Below are 17,819 nucleotides of genomic sequence, written 5' to 3'. Positions count from 1 at the left end.
CGGCCTCCTGAAGCGACGGGCACCGCTCGTATCGGGCCTCAAGGGCCGGAGCGGGGCCGCACCCCGCTCCACGGCGGGGCTCACCGACGCGGCGACCCCTGCCCGCCCGCGTCATCGTCCGGCGTCTGCCACGAGTCCTGGCGCCGCTGCGCCACGGGGTTCTGCTCTGCCGACCGGGCCGGGGCCCTGCGCCGCGCACTACGCCGGCTGCCGTACCAGACGGCGCCGATCAGGAGGACGACCACGCCGACTCCGGCGAGGATGAGGAAGAGCGGGCCCCGGCCTTCGTCCGCGAGGATCTCGGTGACAATCACGACTGGCGCCTACCCGTGATCGGCAGGCTTACGGGGCAGCGTTCCCGGACGGGGGCAAGGATCCGGCTGATGGACGCGTGGGTGCCTCGCCCAGCGGCCGTAGCCTCCCGACGGAACTACGGTGATGGTGTCCGTACAGGCAAGCAGCGAATGAGGCAGGCTGGAAGCTGTGTCCACGTCAAGCCATGAGGTCCGTGGGGCACCCTGCTGGGTGAGCCTGCTGACCCGGGACCCCGACTCCGCGCAACGGTTCTACGGTGCCGTGCTGGGCTGGACCTTCCATCGGACCCGGCTGGGCGAGGGGCTCTCCCTCGCGTTCCGCGACGGCGCTCCGGTCGCCGGGATCGGGGCTCTCGCCCAGAGCCCGTCGCTGCCCGCCGCCTGGACGCCGTACTTCGCCGTCGACGACGCCGATGTGACTGCGTCACGCATCCGTGAGCGCGGCGCCACCGTGGCGGTGGGCCCGCTGTCCTTCGGTACGGGCCGTGCCGCCCTTGCCGCGGACCCCGCCGGGGCGGTCTTCGGACTCTGGCAGGGCGAGGTCATCCGGGGCTGGAGAGTGGGCCGCGGCACAGCCCCCGCCTGGCTGGAACTGCGTACGCGCGACGCATTCGCAGCCGCCATCTTCTACGGGGAGGTCCTGGACTGGGCCGGCCAGCCCCCCGGATGCTGCGTGGTGGCCTACGAGCAGGACATCGTCGTCCTGCGTCACGGCAACGACGTCGTCGCGCAGATCAGCAGCGGCGCGGTGGACGAGGATCCCGACCCGCAGATCCGCCCGCGCTGGCACGTCCACTTCCGGGTCTCCGACCTGGAGGCCGCCGTGGAGGCGGCGACCGGCGCCGGCGGGAGGATCATGTCCTCGGCCGAGACCTCCGGCGCCGGCCGATGGGTCGCCCTCAGTGACCCGGAGGGCGCCTTGTTCACCGTCTTCGCCCCGCCGGACTGACCCCGCAGATCACGTGGGACGACGCGCACGGCGATGGCCGGGCCGACCGGCAAGGGGCCGGACGGTCCGGGCTGTGGACGGGGCATCCCGTCTCCTGTTCCCCGCTCGGTCCAGGTCCCAACTGCCCGCCGGGCGGACGATGGCCGCGATGGCCAAGCGCGGGGTGCGGTTCACGCCGTTCTCAGTGCTCCTCGCCGCCCGACGGCCGCGGGCCGTCCGGGCGCGCCTGCTCCTCGCGGCCGATGCCCGGGCGCTGCCGCTTGGCCACATGACCCCCGGCATCCGCGTCACCCCTGCCCGAACGCCGGAGGACGGCGTCATCCGCCTGCTCCCGGGCCTCGCGATCGCCGCTCTCCCCCACTGCCTCCGACGGGGTGGTACGCGGGCGGCCCCGGGGCTTTTCGTGAGCCGTCATCTTGTCCTCCTTCGTTGGTGCTGGTCTCCAGCGGCTACCCCGCCCCGTCTCCCTCAGACGCTTTGTCCGTACCCTCTCGGTCTGCGGCCCCGCCATCAGAACCAACAGCCCCTTGCCAAGGCGGGCCCGGTCGTGGAGGACGTGACGGGGCTGCTGCCACCCCCCGAGGGAGAGGTCGGCAAGCCCTACGACCTCTTCGCAGCGGGCACCGCCGGCTTCGGGCCGACAGGCAACCCCGGAAGGCATCAGGGGTGCCCGGCGGCGGCGCCCGGCGGGTTGCCGCTGCGTCCGTGGCGTCGAGGAACACCCGGTCCAGCTTGTGCCAACGACCCGCGTACGCATGGTCAGCAACGCGGTGACCATGTCGATCTCCGGCTGTCGCGTCAGGAAGTCGCGCACCTGCCGCTGGATGCCGGGATCAGCCGCCTCGCCCACCCGTTGCACGCTGGCCGCCCGGCCGAGCGTGTACGCGACCTACACGAACAGGACGCCGATCAGGACGGAGGCGCACGCCTCGTACGCGATCTCTCCGGGCGTCATGTGCAAGGCGATGCCGACTATCGCCAGGACACCGGTGCAAGCAGTGCCGTCCTCGGCGGCCGGCACGGTGCGCAGGGCCGGAGCGCGGCCCGCCCGGATCTCGGCCGCCATGCTGCGGCCCGCGGCCTGCGCGGCGCGGCGCACCTGGAGCTGTGCCAGGACGAGCGAGAGGCTCCCTCGGTGGCCAGGGCGCCTACGAGGACGGCAAGGCCAATGGCGTAGCCGTCGCGCGATGCGGAACCGCCGGAGCGGAAGGCCTCGATGCCCTGGAAGACCGAGAAGCAGCCGTCGGTGACGAAGGCCGCGACGACTCCGCCGATGACCTTGGCCACCCAGATGGCGAGGTTCGCGGCGAGGGCGACCCACACGGTCTTGCGCGTCTCGTCGTCCCTGCCGACGCCCGAGGGGACCGCCCGGCCCGCGGCCGGCACCGGGTAGGGGAACCACGCCTTCGCCCTGGCCCTGCTCGGGCCCCGGCGCCGCCGCGTCGCCGTCATCCCCGTACGACGGCGCGCACGTTCCCGATGCTGCCGCAGTCGGCCTCGAGCTGCCGCTGCCGCTCCCGCAGGAACGCCGCCCCGAGCTCGGCCCTCCGCTCGTCCGGCACGTTCTCCCTGGCACCGTTGAGGATCGTCCGCTCCTCCTCGTCGAGGTGGTGGGAGACCGCCTTGACCAGGTCCTCCAGGCGCGCGTCCCACTCGTCGGAACCCACCTCGGACACCTCGAGCAGCGCCAGGAGCGCCTCGTTGCCCTCGGCGTGCTCCTCGGTACCGTGCTCGACCTCCTCGTTGTCGACGTCCTTGAACCTCTTCAGCCCGCCGTACACCTCGGACTCCTCGGCCTCTCCGTGCGCGATGAGGAGGGCAGAGAGCTTCGCGAGGGCGCCTGCCCGGTCCTCCTCCACACTGCGCATCCGGCGAAAGAGGTCCTCCATCGTGCGGTGGTCCTCGAGGATCACGGCGACGACGTCCTGGTTCTCCTGTTTGTCCACGGCCATGCCCCGTACCTCCTGCTCTCGGTTTTCCTGCTCGCGTCTTCGCTTCGGCGCCTGCTCGATGGCGGTGAGTTCAAACCCGGCTGCCCTGGTCCGCGCCGCCCGTACGTGTTTCCACGGCGCCCACCGGGGCAGCCGCGTCAAGAGAGAAGAGCCCCCGGAACGGAGGCCGGAGATGTCAACCAATTCGCTGATAGCCGTCATCGTCGTGGCGGCGGTCGTCGTGCTCGCGCTCACGGCGCTGCTGTGGACGCTGTCCCGGCGACGCCACCTGCGTGAACAGTTCGGGCCGGAGTACGACCGCACCGTCGAGGAGCGGGGCGACAAGCGCTCCGCCGAGCGGGATCTGCGCGCCCGAGAAGAGCGGCACGACCAGCTCGACATCAAGGAGCTGTCGCCCGAGCGCCGCCACCAGTACGCGGACGAGTGGACGCGCGTGCAGCAGCAGTTCGTGGACCGGCCGGAAGGTTCCGTGGCGCAGGCCGACGAGCTCCTGACCCGGCTGATGGGTGAGCGCGGCTATCCCACCGAGGGGTACGACGGGCAGCTGCGGGACCTGTCGGTGGAGCACGGGCGCACGCTCGAGGAGTACCGGGCCGCCCATGCCGTCAAGGTGCGCAGCGGTGCGGGAGAGGCGACGACAGAGGAGCTGCGCGGGGCGATGGTGCACTACCGCGCCCTGTTCGAGGAGCTGCTCTCCGATCAGAGGAGCCGATGACATGCATGAAAACGAGGAGAAGGCGGGACGGGAGTCCGAGCCCGTTCTGACAACGGAAGACCTCGCACGTCCAGCGCCGCCCCGTGACCGCGACGCGGCCGTCTACCCGGGCGAGGCCACCGGCGGGCAGAACGGCGCGACGTCGGCGGCGGCGCCGGCGGACCAGCCTTCCGGTGAGCAGGAGCCGGAGCCGGGCCGCGAGCCCGAGAGCGAGGAGGAACCGCTGCTGGGCGCCGCGGAGGCGGAGCGGTACCGCACCACGTGGAGCGAGATCCAGGGCCGGTTCGTCGACGACCCTCGGGAGGCGGTCCGGTCGGCGGACGCCTTGGTGGCGGAGGTCATGCAGAGGTTCGCGGGCACCCTCGCCGAACACCGGAGCGGGCTGGAGAAGCAGTGGGACCGCGGTGAGCAGGTGGCCACCGAGGACCTGAGGCAGGCCCTTCGGGCCTACCGTTCGCTCGTCAACCGGTTGCTCGACACCTGAGCCGCACGTCCCGAAGGGGACGGACCGGACGAGGGAACGGTCCGGGCCGCTGTGCGGCCGTGCACATCAAGTTCTCGAGCGTGTGGGTGCCCCGCCTGGCCACTGCCCGGCGGGGCACCAAATCGCAAGCCGTACGAGCCCGGGGCGGGACACAGGCTCATCCGCTCGGCCGACCCTTCCGCCTGCATGCCCTTGTCTTCCATGGCACTGCCGGCACCCTGCTTCCGTGGCAGACATCCCGCAATCCGTGCCGGACCGCCCGGCATCAGGGGCCTGGCGATCGGGGATTCTTTGACGAACGCCGCGCAGACGAAGTCGAGGTCGGCCGGCTTGCGGCCGGTGACCAGGGTCAGGGCGTTCCTCGCGGCAGACCCGCACGGGCTCGCCCACCCGAGTGCCGCGAGGCCCTGGTGGTTCCTCGGCGTACGCGGCGTCGAGGACCGTGCCCGCTGCGCGGGCTCCCTCGGCGCCTGCCCAGTGGGACGCACCACAAACCTGCGCACGCCGCGCACGGGGACTTCGTGCTGGAGCCGAGCCCACGGGGTATCCGTGGAGTATGGAAACCTCAACTTCCACGTGGTCGTCGACCTGGAGAAGGACGCGGCGTTCCTGCCCGATGCCATCCGTGGAACCCGCACCCTGTACGCGGGCGCCTGCACGGTCAGCTGCTACGTCGATGGGCTGCTGCTTTCCCTGGCCTTCCGCGAAGTGACGGTCGCGTACGGCTGATGCAAGGGCGGCCGGGCCCGAGGAGGTTGTACTGCCTCGGGCCCATCGCCTCCGCGTCAGGCATTGGAGCTGCGCGGGGTCAGGTCTTCCCGGACGGCCGCAAGGACGAACGGGTGCCCCGCGGGGTCGGTGTACCGGCGCAGTGTCGTGCGGCTGTCCGGCCGGGTGCCGTCCTCCTCCGCCGCCACGGGGCGTGCCCCGAGGGCCACGGCCTCGCGCTCGGCTTCGTCGAGGGAGTCCGCCGCCACCAGGATCCGCAGATGGGCCTGTTGGGAGTCTTCCGGCGGCGGCCAGCTCGGCGGCAGGTGATCCGGATCGCGGCGGACCCCGAGCACCACGCCGGTGCGGCAGGTGACGAGGATCAGCTCTCCGTCGCCGCTGGCCGGACCTGCCGTGGCGTCGAGCAGCTCGGCGTAGAACCGGGCAAGGGGCTCGGGTTCGGCGCAGTCCAGGACTACAACACCTGTCTTGTGTACGGTCATGTACCGCGTGTGCCCTGCGTCGTCGCCCGCACACACGGTACGCGACCCGACGGGCCGGGAGCCTGCCGGTACCCCGGCCCGTCGGGGGAACCGCTCGTCAGGCGGATGCGCGAGGCCAACACGCCGAGCCCGGCCCGCCGGAGACTACTCGCGCGAACGAGCCCGGCAAGCCGCGGATACACCACAGCGCGGGCCGCCACCGGGTGGTGGCGGCCCGCCGTGGTTCCTCCGAGGCCGACTCTCAGTCCGCCCAGGCGTCCCACCACTGCTGCGTGGGAAGTTCTTCTGCCACAGCTGGATTCGGGCGCCGTTGCCCAGGACGTTCTCATCGCGGTCCATGACGATGTTCCCGCCCCGTAAAAGCGGGCGTTGTAGAGGGCGCGGTCGCCCGACGGGTGGGACCAGCTCTGCTGCGAGGTGTTGTTGTAGTCCCAGATCTCTACCCTGGTGCCGTTGCGGCCGCCGCTGTTGAGGTCTGCGTCCACGTCCAGGCACTTGCCGGGGAAGCAGTAGCTCTCCAGAGCGCCGTTGTCCCAGAGGTACCAACGCTGCCGGCCGGTGCCGTTGCACTGCCAGATCTGGATGACCGTGCCATTGCCTCCGCCGTACGCGTCCACGTCCACGCACTGGGTCGTGGGGCGTTTGACACAAGGCGATGCGGCGGCGCAACGAGGACGCACCTGGTGTGGGTGCCGGTGCGTCGGGTGCCGGGAGATAGCTGAACACGGCCCGGCCCGTCCGCGTCAGAGCGCCGATCCGGCCACGGGGGATTGGCCTCTCCGCAGTCGGGCCCCGCGGCCGCACACGAAAGGGCTGCCGCCCCCCTGACAGGGGGTGGCAGACTCGGCCGTGCCACCTCTGGCGCCCCACTCCGGACCGGGGGTGAATTCCGTGTCTTACCGCCGCAGCCGACCGCTGTCTCAAGCAGCCACCGCGTTCCAGCTCGTCGACCGCCAGTCCCCAGCGGAGCTTGGTCACAGTTCACTCCCGGCCGACCCCGACGCCGGAGCCGTGCTCGCCGAAGTCCGTACGCCACAGCGACTGATCAGGTCACCAAGGGCGTCGGGCTCCGGCACACGTTGATCAGGACGTTGTCGAAGTTGGGCAACGTCGTGTTGTACCTGCCGTTGGTCTTGGCGCGGGATCCTGTTCCGTGGATCCCCAGGACCGGAATCGCGGATCGTACGGGACTGAAACGAGCTCCTGGCGAGGGGCTTGCTCCTTCTTCGGTGCCTGCCTGTGGATTGGTGCCCGGATGAGAAATTTCAGACGGGTGCCGCGGCCGACAGCCGTCCGCCGGTCAGCCAGATACGCGACATCGCATCGGCCAGGGCGGGGAATCGGGCGGCCTCGCAGATCATTTCCGAGAGCACGAGCATTCCATGTGCGGTGCACTTCGGATCGCGGTTCCGGTGCAGCCAGATCACCGCGTCACCCAGGGGCCGGCGCCCCAGGAAGATCCCCAAACGCCGCACGGCGGCGGCCGTCTCCAGGTCGGAGCGGCCTCCACCGAACGGCAGGACTTCGCTTCGACGGATCCCCGGTGGCGCAATGGAGTCCCGCACGTGGCGGACGCACGCTTCCGGCGGGACCTGTCCGTTCTCGAAAGTGTTCCGGAATCCGACGATGCGCATGCCCGTGTCGTGCAGGCGGAGCTCAATGTACAGCTCGATGGACAAACCTCGAAGCTGAATATGCAGGGGCAGGTGAGCTATTTCTCCCGGACGTCGCGAGGCCCCGCCGAAAAAGCCCTGAGCGTCCTCTGCCCTCGACCGGATGGTCGACGTCAGGAGCCGATACTCGTCCGCTGATGCGTGCGTCAGAGAAAACGACACAGGTTTCAGCATCGCTGCCCACATCATAGGAGACCGCCGGAAATCGGCCTTCCCTGAAGTAATCTGACCGCGATCGGTTCAATCCTGCTGCATTCACGCATTCGTATCCACCACCTTCGACGTCATCCCCATCGCAGGGTTCGGATCGGTCCCGTCCTTTGTAGTCGTCCTGGTGGCGGCGGGGCAAATAGTTTGCCTCTGATGCTAAGAATTGAGCGCCTGATTCCGGTGGCCGCACCCGCCCCGGACCCGAAGCTGCCCGATGCCTGCTCCGGGGCCCCGGGGCCGCCGCCAGGTTGCAGGTGAGCCGGGCTGTCGGCCACAGGGCAGGAGCAGCAGGGTCGGTGTCAACTGCGAAGTGCCGATTTGCGCCCGTCAAGGTCAGACGTCACTCCATGTCAATACAGTCATCCCTACGAGGAAGGGAACGTCGACGCGGATGCCGACGGCGTCCCCGACATCTACCAAGGCAACGAGGCAGAACAGGCCGCCGCACAGCACAACCGACCGCATTGGAGACGCCATGGCGATCACCCTGCTCAGCATCGCCATAGTGGTGGCTGCCCTCGTCATCAGGACGGCAGTCGCCGAAGTCCGCCAACCCGGCAGCGGACGCAAGCACTGGAGGTTCCTCACCAACCCGCGAGCCCTCGCCACCGGAGCCCTCACCGGCCTGCTGCTCGGCCTCCTCGCCTGGACCACAGCAGGACCTGTCGCAGCTGCCTGGGCCGTGCTCGCCGGCGTGCTCGTCGCCTACGTGGCCGGAACCGACGAACGCGACGGCTGACCAAAGCCGCAGGTGACGCAGCGGCGTCAGTTCCCGCGGGGCGCGTACATGATCACGGGCATGCCCGCGAGGCAGACCGAGGCGGCCGATGACGTCCCGGCGGTCGGGGCGGTAGCCGTCGGCGACCATGCTTCAGTCGATCGACCCGGCGACGAAGATCCCGCCGTACGCGGCGAGGATGCGGCCGAAGTTGTCGTCGGACCGGAAGGTGGCCACCACCCCGTACCGGCCCAGCGCGATGGCGCCGGCGCCGATCCAGACTCATCGGAACCTCCGGGATCCGATACCCGGCCCGGGTGGACGTCAGTAGACCAACGGATCAGGTCTGGACACGACTGGTTTCGCGTACGAATATCCCCCACACGAAGTGGCCTGCGTTCATGGAATCGACCTACATCCGCTTGACCGATGAACCTGCGGCAACGTAACTTCGACCGCACCGACTCGTGAGCCACTACTGGAAGGGGGCGAAGCCGGATGTCGACCATCTCCGAACTGCTTCGCCTCGCACACCAGATCGCCTGGGCTCCCGGTCGTGTAGCACACGGCTGCTGAGCAGCCCCCCTCCCGGCGTGCCTGATTGCGGCCCCGGCACCTTCCCATCTCTGTCACCATCTACGGCACGTCGTTGCGTGCCGATTTGTTGCGCTCGGGGTTATCGAGCTGCGACCACCGAACGAGAAAGCTCCTGAAATGGCGACTTGGACAGTCACATCGACCGCGCGCCGAAATGCGAGTGCGCCATGGTAGCGGCGCGGATCACGGTCAACGGGAAAGAAACACCCATTTCACCGGCTGCACCCCACACCACAGTGCTGGATTTTCTGCGCGAGCGTGGCCTCACCGGCACCAAGGAGGGCTGCGCCGAGGGTGAATGCGGCGCCTGTTCAGTCCTGGTGGCCCGTCCCGGGGTGAACAAGCCCACTGACTGGGTGGCGGTCAACGCCTGCCTGGTCCCGGTCGCGGCGCTCGACGGTCAGGAGGTCATCACCTCCGAAGGTCTCGCCACCGCCGGCGAGTCCGGCATGCCGGCCGCGTTGCACCCTGTGCAGGAGGAGATGGCCGTCCGCGGCGGTTCCCAATGTGGTTACTGCACACCGGGATTCATCTGCAGCATGGCCTCCGAGTACTACCGACCCGACCGCTGCGCGCACCCGGACTCGGCCGACGGCACCGGCACCGGCACCGGCACCGAGCACGGTCCGAACGGTTTCGATCTGCACGCCCTGAGCGGCAACCTGTGCCGCTGCACCGGTTACCGCCCGATTCGCGATGCCGCTTTCGCCGTCGGTACGCCCACCGAGAACGACCCCCTGGCGCAGCGTCGCGAGCAGTCCCCGCCCGAACCGGTCGCCACCGAATACACCCGGGACGACAGCGCGTTCCTGCGGCCGAGCACCCTGGCCGATGCGCTGCGGCTACTGCGCGAGCGGAACGACGCGGTGGTCGTCGCCGGAAGCACCGACTGGGGCGTGGAGGTGAACATCCGTTCCCGCCGGTCGAATTGCGTGGTCGCGGTCGACCGGCTGCCCGAACTGCGGGAGATGCGAGTCGAATCCGACCACATCGAGATCGGGGCGGCGCAGACGCTCACAGAGATCGAACGCCGCCTCGACGGCAGCGTCCCGCTGCTGGCGGAGCTGTTCCCGCAGTTCGCATCCCGGCTCATCCGCAACAGTGCGACCCTCGGTGGCAATCTGGGTACCGGCTCCCCCATCGGTGACAGCCCGCCGGTGCTGCTCGCGCTGGAGGCATCGGTGGTACTCGCCGACGCCGACGGTGAGCGCGAAGTCCCGCTCGCCGACTACTTCACCGGCTACCGGCAGAGCGTGCGCCGTCCCGGCGAGCTGATCCGCGCGGTGCGTATCCCGCTGCCGCTGTCGCCCGTCGCGGCCTTCCACAAGATCGCCAAACGGCGCTTCGACGACATCTCCAGCGTGGCGGTCGCTTTCGCGCTCGACATCGAGGACGGGATCGTGCACAAGGCACGCACCGGCCTGGGCGGCGTGGCCGCCACCCCGATCCGCGCCCTCGCCACCGAGGCGGCCCTGGAGGGCAAGCCGTGGGCGGCGGAGACCGTCGAGGCCGCGTCCCAGGTGCTGCGGGCCGAGGGCACGCCCATGGACGATCACCGCGCCAGCGCCGGATACCGCTCCGCGATGCTCGGCCAGAGCCTGCTGAAGCTGTACGCGCAAACCACCGAGGCGGTGTCGTCATGAGTCATTTGTCCGAGCGCCCCGAAATGCCCGTCGTCGGCGTTTCCATGCCACACGAGAGCGCCAACCTGCACGTCACCGGTACCGCGCTCTACACCGACGACCTGGTCCATCGCACCAAGGACGTACTGCACGCCTACCCGGTCCAGGTCATGAAGGCCCATGGCAGGATCACCGCGCTGCGCACCGAGCCCGCGCTCGCCGTGCCCGGTGTGGTCCGCGTGCTGACCGGCGGCGACGTGCCCGGCGTCAACGACGCCGGTATGAAGCACGACGAACCGCTGTTTCCCGATGAGGTCATGTTCCACGGCCACGCCGTCGCCTGGGTGCTCGCCGAGACCCTGGAGGCGGGCCGGCTCGGTGCGGCGGCCGTCGAGGTGGAACTCGACGAACAGCCGTCCGTGATCACGTTGCAGGAAGCGATCGCGGCGAACAGTTTTCACGGCGCCCGGCCCTTGATGGTGACCGGCGACGTCGATGCCGGCTTCGACGACTCCGCACACGTGTTCACCGGCGAGTTCCAGTTCTCCGATCAGGAACACTTCTACCTCGAGACGCACGCGGCGCTGGCCCACGTCGACGAGGGCGGGCAGATGTTCGTCCAGAGCAGCACCCAGCATCCCTCGGAGACGCAGGAGATCGTCGCGCACGTGCTCGGCCTGCACAGCCACGAAGTGACCGTGCAGTGCCTGCGGATGGGTGGCGGCTTCGGCGGCAAGGAGATGCAGCCGCACGGGTTCGCGGCCGTCGCCGCGCTCGGCGCCAGGCTGACCGGTCGGCCGGTTCGGGTGCGGCTCAACCGGACCCAGGATCTGACCATGTCCGGCAAGCGCCACGGCTTCCACGCCACGTGGAAGATCGGCTTCGACGCCGAGGGCCGCATCCAGGCCCTGGACGCCACCTTGACCGCGGACGGCGGCTGGAGCCTGGACCTGTCCGAGCCCGTGGTGGCCCGCGCGCTGTGCCACATCGACAACACCTACTGGATCCCCAACGCGCGCATCGCCGGCCGCATCGCCAGGACCAACAAGGTCTCCAACACCGCCTTCCGCGGCTTCGGCGGACCGCAGGGCATGCTGGTGATCGAGGACATCATGGGCCGGTGCGCGCCGCTGCTCGGCCTGGATCCGATGGAGTTGCGCGAACGCAACTTCTACCGGCAGGGCCACTCGACACCGTACGGACAGCGGGTTCTGCACCCCGAACGGATCTCCACCGTCTGGCGCCAGGTCCAGGACGACGCCCGCATCGCCGACCGCAGGGCCGAGGTCGAAGCATTCAATGCCGCGCACCCGCACACCAAGCGGGCGCTCGCGATCACTGGGATCAAGTTCGGCATCTCGTTCAACCTCACCGCCTTCAACCAGGCCGGCGCACTGGTGCTGATCTACAAGGACGGCTCAGTCCTGATCAACCACGGCGGCACCGAGATGGGACAGGGCCTGCACACCAAGATGCTGCAGGTGGCCGCGACCACGCTGGGCATTGGGCTGCACAAGGTGCGGCTGGCCCCGACGCGTACCGACAAAGTGCCCAACACCTCCGCAACCGCCGCCAGTGCCGGGGCGGACCTCAACGGTGCGGCGGTGAAGAACGCCTGCGAGCAGTTGCGCGGGCGGCTGCTGCAGGTGGCCGGAAACCAGCTGGGTGCGAACGCCTCGGACGTGCGCATCGTCGAGGGCGTCGCACGCGTCCACGGCAACGACAAGACACTGGCCTGGGACGACCTGGTGCGCACCGCGTACTTCCAGCGGGTCCAGTTGTCGGCGGCCGGTTTCTACCGGACCGAGGGCCTGCACTGGGACGCGAAGACTTTCCAAGGCTCGCCGTTCAAGTACTTCTCCTACGGCGCCGCCGCAACCGAGGTGGAGGTGGACGGCTTCACCGGCGCGTACCGGATCCGGCGTGTGGACATCGTGCACGACGTCGGCGACAGCCTCTCCCCGATGATCGACATCGGTCAGGTCGAGGGCGGTTTCGTGCAAGGCGCGGGCTGGCTCACGCTTGAGGACCTGCGGTGGGACGCCGGCGACGGGCCGAACCGCGGTCGGCTGCTGACCCAGGCCGCGAGCACCTACAAGCTGCCGAGTTTCTCGGAGATGCCCGAGGAGTTCAACGTCAGGCTGCTGGAGAACGCCACCGAGGAGGGTGCGGTGTACGGGTCCAAGGCGGTGGGTGAGCCTCCGCTGATGCTGGCCTTCTCGGTGCGAGAAGCGCTGCGGCAGGCGGCCGGGGAGTTCGGGCCCTGCGGAGTCAGCGTGGAGCTCGCCTCCCCCGCGACACCGGAGGCGGTGTACTGGGCGATCGAAGCAGCCCGCAAGGGGGGCGTGCGGCACGACGGACGCGTCCCCGACGGCAGCGAGGTCCCCGCCGACGCAAGCACTTTGAGCAATGCCTGACATGAGCTGGGTGGCCGCGGTCGCGCGGTTGCGGGCACGCCGGGAACCCGGCGTGCTCGTGACCGTCGCGACCGTGCGCGGCCACGCGCCCCGCCGGGCCGGTGCCAAACTCGTCGTGGGACGGACCGAGACCTGGGGTTCGATCGGCGGCGGCAACATCGAGGCCGTCGCCATCGACCGTGCCCGCGAGGTGATCGGGGCGCGCGATCCGGAGCCGGAGCTGATGGAGTTCGCCCTCAACGACAAGGTCACCGGCCGGCACGGCGTGCAGTGCTGCGGCGGAGCCGTCACCGTACTTCTCGAACCGCTGCCGGTGGTCCAAGCGGTGGCGGTCTTCGGCGTCGGGCACGTCGGACTGGAACTGGCACGCATCCTGGCCCGCCACCACCTCGACCTGCACCTGATCGACACCCGCCCCGAGATGCTCACCGACGAACGACTCGGCGTGCTCGCGGATGCGGTGGCACAGATCCACGTGCACCACACCCCACTGCTTCCGGAGGCGGTGCTCACGGAACTGCCACCCGGCACCCACGTCCTGATCATGACCCACGATCACGCCGAGGACGCCGCGTTGTGCGACGCCGCCCTGCGCACCGCCGGTCTCGGCCCGATCGGATTGATCGGCTCGTCCGCCAAATGGGCGCGGTTCCGGCAACGCCTGGCCACCGAGGGCGGCCACGACGCCGCCACCATCGACCGGATCAAGACCCCGATCGGAATCGCCGAAATCACCGGCAAGGAACCCGCCACGATCGCGGTGAGCGTCGCGGCAGACCTGCTCCGGTCCTTCGAACAGGACCGCCACCGGGCAGCGCCGAACCCGGTTGCCGCGGTGCCGTACGCTCCGGTCGCCGGCAGCACGTGAGACGGCACGGACCGGGGCACCCGGGCGACCCGGGCGACCCGGGCCAGGCCCGGATATGGGAACGCTGCCCATGATCGCCCGCCGCCGTTCCTGAGCCACCCCGGCACCGGAGACTCGGACGCGTCCAGCCCTCCGGGGGTCCCAAGCGGTTCCGGACTACGCCGTCGAGTGGAAGCCCGGCCAGCGCCATCTCGCCGCGGCATCGCTCAGCCACCTGGACTCGCTGTTCCGAACAGCCTATTGCCCGCCAGGTGGCTCCGGTCGTCCCGGTGTCAGGCAGCTCCGTGAACCGGACGTCGTTCTTCTCGGTACCGACCCTTGCGCTCCGACGTACCGAAGGTTCGCTGGGGCCGCACGTCGGGCGGAGCGCACACCCGGCCGGCCGTCACGAAACGGTCATCATCCGGTCCCATTCCGACACCAAAGGTCGGCAAGTATTCCGGTGGAGAACGTTCAGCCCAACAAAGGATCTACCGATGCTCCGTTCCCGACGGTCCAGGGCCAGGGCCAGGGAGCCGAACCGGCCTGCCGGGCCGTACCGACCGGCGTTCGCATCCGGGCCTCGCGGCGGGACCTCCGATCCCTGCCCTGTACGTACGGAGCCGCTCGCTTGACCCACCGCAAACCGAAGCCGCGACTTGTATCGCGCCGCACCGCCATGGCCTGCACCGGCGGCGGACTCATCGCCACCGCTCTCGGCGTCGTCGTCGACCTCAACAGGGACCTCGGGCCCGGCCTGGCGGAAACGCAGGACGAGGGTGGGGCAGGGCCACCCGCCGAAACGACTCCCGAGCGGGGGCAGGCGTGGATGCCGGACGTCACCCGCAAGCCGCTGGCGGTGAACTTCACTCCGGGCGGGATCAGGGAGATGCGGGGTCTGGTCCTGCATGTGCAGGAGGGCGAGAGCTCGCTCCACGATCGCTTCAGCGACCCGGCAGTGGAGTGTTCCTCGCACTTCTGGGTCTCGCAGTCCGGCGAGATCGAACAGTACGTCTCCGCGCACGACCGGGCCTGGGCGCAGGCCTCCGGGAACCCGTCGTGGCTCTCGGTGGAGACCTCGGGATTCGCGAGTAGGCCGCTCACCGCGCAGCAGGTGGACGCCGTCGCCCGGATCTACGCCTGGGGCATGGCCCAGCACGGGTGGCCCCTCGAGCGCGCCTCCACACCGCTGGGCCAGGGGTTCGGCATACACAGCATGGGCGGCCAGGACTGGGGCGGCCACGCATGCCCCGGCCCCCTCCGGTCCGCCCAGACGGGGGCGATACTCAGCGCAGTCCGTGTGAGGTACCCCCGGTAGGCGTAGCAGTGTTGGCGGCGGGTCCGAGCCGACCGTCGAGCGACGCGACCCCGCCGCCAGGCGTTTCGCCGTTGCACCACGACGACGGACGGTCGTGGGGACCCGGGCCGCCGCATGAACCACCGCGGCAGGGACGAGTGGCGTGGACTGGCCACCCGCTACGACGGTGAGGATGTGCAGGTGCCGCTTCGGACGGACGGTTACGGTTGCCGTATGGATCAGGCGGCGGTTGGAGCGGGTCGGCCGGTTGCGCGGCCGGACCAGGTGTCGTTGGGGGCCTTGGTCGCTGCGGTGCCGCGGTTCAAGGTCGACGAGGCCGCTGCGGTGTGCGGGGTGGCTGAGCTGCACCCGGGGCGGCTGGGCCGTGATCTGCTCCGCGAGACGTTCTACCGGGTCGCCGAGCCGGTGGCCACGGGCGAGACCCGGGGCGCGTGGCTGCGGCAGTGGCGCCTTATGGCGATCGACGGATTCGACCTGGACCTGCCCGACACCGCCGAGAACGCGGCCGAGTTCGGCTACGCGGGCAACGACCAGTCCCGCTCGGCCCTCCCGAAGGCCAGGGTCGTGGCGGTGGTCGAGTGCGGGTTCCACGCGTTCATGGACGCCGAGGTCGGCGCGTGGAACCGCAGCGAGAAGACGACGGCCGCCTCGCTGCTGCCCTCGATCTCCAGCGACTGGCTACTTCTTGCCGATCGCGGCTTTTACAGCTTCGCCGCATTCAGTGCCGCCGCACACACCGGGGCCGCGCTGCGCTGGCGGGCACCGACGCAACTTCTGCTGCCCGTCCTGAAGGTCCTGTCCGACGGGACGTACCTGTCCGCCCTGGTCAACCCTGCGATCCGTGGCCGGCAGCGCCAGCAGTTGCTGGAGGAGGCACGGTCGGGGTCCACGCCGGACCCTGCTGCTGCCCACGTGGTGCGGGTCGTGGAGTACGACGTCCCGGACCGCGACGGGCAGGAACTGGTCTGCCTGATCACCACTGTCAAGGACCCCGAGGCCGCGACGGCCGGCGAACTCGCCGGTGCCTACCACCGACGAGGGGAGGAGGAGACCGCGAAAGGCCGGCTCAAGAGCGTCCTACACGGGCCGGGGAAGGTGTTGCGGTCCAAGAGCCCAGACCTGGTCCACAGGAGATCTGGGCCTACCTGCTGGTCAACTACGCGATCACCTCTCTGATTTGCCGGGCCGCGACCGGTGCCGACATCAATCCGGACCGGATCAGCTTCGTCAGAACCGTCAACATCGTCCGCCGCACCGCCACCGGGACGGCGGCCATTCACCCCTGAGCGGTACTCGGCCACGCACCCCCACGCCGGAGTCTGTGACTTGGGTCCTGTCCTGACCGGGGCGGGTAAGACCGTCCTCAGCGTGCCTGACGCCTACGTCACCACGACCGTGGACGCGACGCCGCGGCTCGACCGGAAATGGGCAGCACTTCGCGAAGTGGGCGAAGGAAGGTGCGTTCGCCCAGCACGCCCCTGTGGTGAAACCCACCGGTGTGCAGGAGCGTAGCCGGGTCGAGCGTCAGCCCGCACACACCGTCCGCTCCGACCACTGCGGGAACGATGTCGCCCACTCGGGCAAAGAGCGTCATCGGGTCTGGCAACTCCCGGCACGGTCTCGCGATCCTCGCCTGGACTCGGAGCAGCTCGTTGCCGTTCGGTGGGGCTGGGTCCGATGGGTCATCCGGGTCTGTTACCACATCGCATCGACCGGCGAAACCCCCACTTCCAGAGGTCGCATGTCTCCGGGCAGCGGCGTTAGCGTCGTTCCAACACGACAGGTTCTGCGTCAACTAACCTTGAAACGGAATGGATTGACGCACCGTCATCCTCCACCCCTTCACCAGGGAGCCTTAATGCACGTACGCAAGATGGCAGCCGAGATGGTCGCGGCGGCCACGGTCCTGGCAGGCGCCATGATCGGCACTGCCGTCCCCGCCCATGCGGCCGGCGGATGCTGGAACGGAGGCTTCAATGTCAACAGCGGGGGCGACTACACGTACCGTGCGTACATGTGCCACAACCGCTCCGGGGCACCGGTGTGGGGCGCGACCAGGGACATGGACTACCCCAACACCGTGGTCGGTTACATGTACTCCAATCCCAGCTGGTTCGCCTGCAGGATCGACAACGGTCAGTACAACGGCAACGACATCCATCCGTATCGGTGGCTGCTGACCCAGGCCGACAACGGCGCGTGGGGCTGGATGAAGGACACCGACATCTCCTCCGAGACGAATCCGGTGCCGTCCTGCGAAGACTACTGGTCCGGCCGCCTCTAGCCACGCCGCTCCCGTGGCACGGCCTCCTCGGCGCCCTTCACGTCACCTGGAGAATCGATGCACTTCCGCGCTGCCACGACCGTACGGAACACCGTCGTGCTGCTCACCGCCCTGCTGCTCGCGCTCGCGGCGAACGTCTCCCTCGCCGCACCGCAGGCACATGCCTACAACAAGTATTGGATCACGACGTTCTCCCTGGCGAGCGGATACCCGAACCCGGTCTGCGGAACGAGCAACGGACATCCGTGCGGACCCAACGGTTATCTCTACGCCGGAAGCAATTACGTCTTCTGCCGGGCTTGGGGAGCCGAAGTCAACGACGGCCAGGGAAACTTCAACCGTTGGTGGCTGTGGACCGACCTCGACACCCCCGCCGGCAGCCAGGGCTGGGTGTCGGCCTACTACCTGTCCGGCCAGGGGAACGATCAGGCCGACTACTGGAACGGGAGCCGCTGGGTGTCCATCCCGAACTGCTGACCCAAGACTGACGGCAACCCCGGCGGAACCG

Annotated in this window: 19 protein-coding genes and 2 pseudogenes; 13 read left to right on the top strand and 8 right to left on the bottom strand. The window is 69.5% G+C overall.

Annotated features, from left to right (window positions below; translation table 11 throughout):
* Positions 1 to 80: 80 nt before the first annotated feature.
* Positions 81 to 314 (bottom strand): DUF6479 family protein, encoded by a 234-nt coding sequence (locus OHT74_RS37340; RefSeq protein WP_328622740.1) that lies wholly within the window; start codon positions 312 to 314, stop codon positions 81 to 83.
* 220 nt (positions 315 to 534) lie between these two features.
* Here OHT74_RS37340 and OHT74_RS37335 point away from each other — a divergent pair, with 220 nt between their 5' ends.
* Positions 535 to 1,263, top strand: a complete 729-nt coding sequence (locus tag OHT74_RS37335) for a VOC family protein (RefSeq protein WP_328623474.1) — start codon at positions 535 to 537, stop codon at positions 1,261 to 1,263.
* A gap of 181 nt (positions 1,264 to 1,444) precedes the next feature.
* Here OHT74_RS37335 and OHT74_RS37330 read toward each other — a convergent pair whose 3' ends face one another.
* Together OHT74_RS37330 and OHT74_RS37325 are read right to left on the bottom strand one after the other, a co-directional pair.
* Positions 1,445 to 1,678 (bottom strand): hypothetical protein, encoded by a 234-nt coding sequence (locus OHT74_RS37330; RefSeq protein ID WP_267002341.1) that lies wholly within the window; start codon positions 1,676 to 1,678, stop codon positions 1,445 to 1,447.
* A gap of 474 nt (positions 1,679 to 2,152) precedes the next feature.
* Positions 2,153 to 2,362, bottom strand: coding sequence for a hypothetical protein (locus OHT74_RS37325; RefSeq protein ID WP_328622739.1), 210 nt, complete (start codon positions 2,360 to 2,362; stop codon positions 2,153 to 2,155).
* Between the two features lie 117 nt (positions 2,363 to 2,479).
* Here OHT74_RS37325 and OHT74_RS37320 point away from each other — a divergent pair, with 117 nt between their 5' ends.
* Positions 2,480 to 2,656: a hypothetical protein gene (locus tag OHT74_RS37320; protein ID WP_328622738.1), complete on the top strand. Its 177-nt coding sequence runs from the start codon at positions 2,480 to 2,482 to the stop codon at positions 2,654 to 2,656.
* Positions 2,657 to 2,711: 55 nt separating this feature from the next.
* Here the strand turns inward: OHT74_RS37320 and OHT74_RS37315 are convergent, their stop codons facing one another.
* Positions 2,712 to 3,215 carry a hemerythrin domain-containing protein gene (locus OHT74_RS37315; protein ID WP_328622737.1) on the bottom strand — a complete coding sequence of 168 codons (504 nt, stop codon included), beginning with the start codon at positions 3,213 to 3,215 and terminating at the stop codon, positions 2,712 to 2,714.
* 172 nt (positions 3,216 to 3,387) lie between these two features.
* Between OHT74_RS37315 and OHT74_RS37310 the strand changes: the two genes are divergently transcribed.
* The 3 genes and pseudogenes from OHT74_RS37310 to OHT74_RS42250 all read left to right on the top strand — a co-directional run.
* Complete coding sequence (locus OHT74_RS37310; protein ID WP_328622736.1) at positions 3,388 to 3,930, top strand: hypothetical protein; 543 nt, start codon at positions 3,388 to 3,390, stop codon at positions 3,928 to 3,930.
* A gap of 1 nt (position 3,931) precedes the next feature.
* On the top strand, positions 3,932 to 4,414 hold the full coding sequence (locus OHT74_RS37305; RefSeq protein WP_328622735.1) for a hypothetical protein: 483 nt from the start codon (positions 3,932 to 3,934) through the stop codon (positions 4,412 to 4,414).
* Between the two features lie 567 nt (positions 4,415 to 4,981).
* Positions 4,982 to 5,092, top strand: a pseudogene (locus OHT74_RS42250) (DUF4230 domain-containing protein); the annotation flags it as partial.
* Positions 5,093 to 5,199: 107 nt separating this feature from the next.
* On the opposite strand, the gene OHT74_RS37295 reads toward OHT74_RS42250, so the two are convergent.
* From OHT74_RS37295 to OHT74_RS37285, 3 genes are all read right to left on the bottom strand, one after another.
* On the bottom strand, positions 5,200 to 5,625 hold the full coding sequence (locus OHT74_RS37295; protein ID WP_328622734.1) for a VOC family protein: 426 nt from the start codon (positions 5,623 to 5,625) through the stop codon (positions 5,200 to 5,202).
* Entirely contained in the window at positions 5,622 to 6,248 is a 627-nt protein-coding gene (locus tag OHT74_RS37290; protein WP_328622733.1) for an RICIN domain-containing protein, read from the bottom strand. The genes OHT74_RS37295 and OHT74_RS37290 overlap by 4 nt, the downstream gene beginning before the upstream one ends.
* A gap of 642 nt (positions 6,249 to 6,890) precedes the next feature.
* Entirely contained in the window at positions 6,891 to 7,472 is a 582-nt protein-coding gene (locus OHT74_RS37285) for a ribosome-inactivating family protein (RefSeq protein WP_328622732.1), read from the bottom strand.
* A 511-nt stretch (positions 7,473 to 7,983) separates the two neighbouring features.
* Between OHT74_RS37285 and OHT74_RS37280 the strand changes: the two genes are divergently transcribed.
* Positions 7,984 to 8,247 (top strand): hypothetical protein, encoded by a 264-nt coding sequence (locus tag OHT74_RS37280; protein WP_328622731.1) that lies wholly within the window; start codon positions 7,984 to 7,986, stop codon positions 8,245 to 8,247.
* Between the two features lie 26 nt (positions 8,248 to 8,273).
* Here OHT74_RS37280 and OHT74_RS37275 read toward each other — a convergent pair.
* Positions 8,274 to 8,508, bottom strand: a pseudogene (locus tag OHT74_RS37275) (YnfA family protein); the annotation flags it as partial.
* 482 nt (positions 8,509 to 8,990) lie between these two features.
* On the opposite strand from OHT74_RS37275, the gene OHT74_RS37270 reads away from it, so the two are divergent.
* From OHT74_RS37270 to OHT74_RS37240, 7 genes are all read left to right on the top strand, one after another.
* On the top strand, positions 8,991 to 10,466 hold the full coding sequence (locus OHT74_RS37270; protein WP_328623473.1) for a xanthine dehydrogenase small subunit: 1,476 nt from the start codon (positions 8,991 to 8,993) through the stop codon (positions 10,464 to 10,466).
* Positions 10,463 to 12,862: a xanthine dehydrogenase molybdopterin binding subunit gene (xdhB, locus tag OHT74_RS37265; RefSeq protein ID WP_328622730.1), complete on the top strand. Its 2,400-nt coding sequence runs from the start codon at positions 10,463 to 10,465 to the stop codon at positions 12,860 to 12,862. Before OHT74_RS37270 ends, xdhB begins: the two co-directional genes overlap by 4 nt.
* Before the next feature lies 1 nt (position 12,863).
* On the top strand, positions 12,864 to 13,730 hold the full coding sequence (xdhC, locus tag OHT74_RS37260; RefSeq protein WP_328623472.1) for a xanthine dehydrogenase accessory protein XdhC: 867 nt from the start codon (positions 12,864 to 12,866) through the stop codon (positions 13,728 to 13,730).
* 658 nt (positions 13,731 to 14,388) lie between these two features.
* A complete protein-coding gene (locus OHT74_RS37255) occupies positions 14,389 to 15,027 on the top strand; it encodes a peptidoglycan recognition protein family protein (protein WP_266671079.1) in 639 nt (212 codons plus the stop codon).
* A 279-nt stretch (positions 15,028 to 15,306) separates the two neighbouring features.
* Entirely contained in the window at positions 15,307 to 16,203 is an 897-nt protein-coding gene (locus OHT74_RS37250; protein ID WP_328622729.1) for an IS4 family transposase, read from the top strand.
* Positions 16,204 to 16,885: 682 nt separating this feature from the next.
* Positions 16,886 to 17,311 (top strand): hypothetical protein, encoded by a 426-nt coding sequence (locus OHT74_RS37245; RefSeq protein ID WP_328622728.1) that lies wholly within the window; start codon positions 16,886 to 16,888, stop codon positions 17,309 to 17,311.
* A gap of 57 nt (positions 17,312 to 17,368) precedes the next feature.
* The gene (locus tag OHT74_RS37240) at positions 17,369 to 17,788 is read left to right on the top strand and encodes a hypothetical protein (RefSeq protein WP_266671069.1); all 420 of its coding nucleotides are present in this window, start codon (positions 17,369 to 17,371) and stop codon (positions 17,786 to 17,788) included.
* Positions 17,789 to 17,819: the final 31 nt, after the last annotated feature.

The sequence above is a fragment of the Streptomyces sp. NBC_00354 genome (assembly GCF_036106915.1).
In the GTDB taxonomy this organism is placed as follows: Bacteria; Actinomycetota; Actinomycetes; order Streptomycetales; family Streptomycetaceae; genus Streptomyces.
This window is presented reverse-complemented; position numbering and strand designations above follow the sequence as displayed.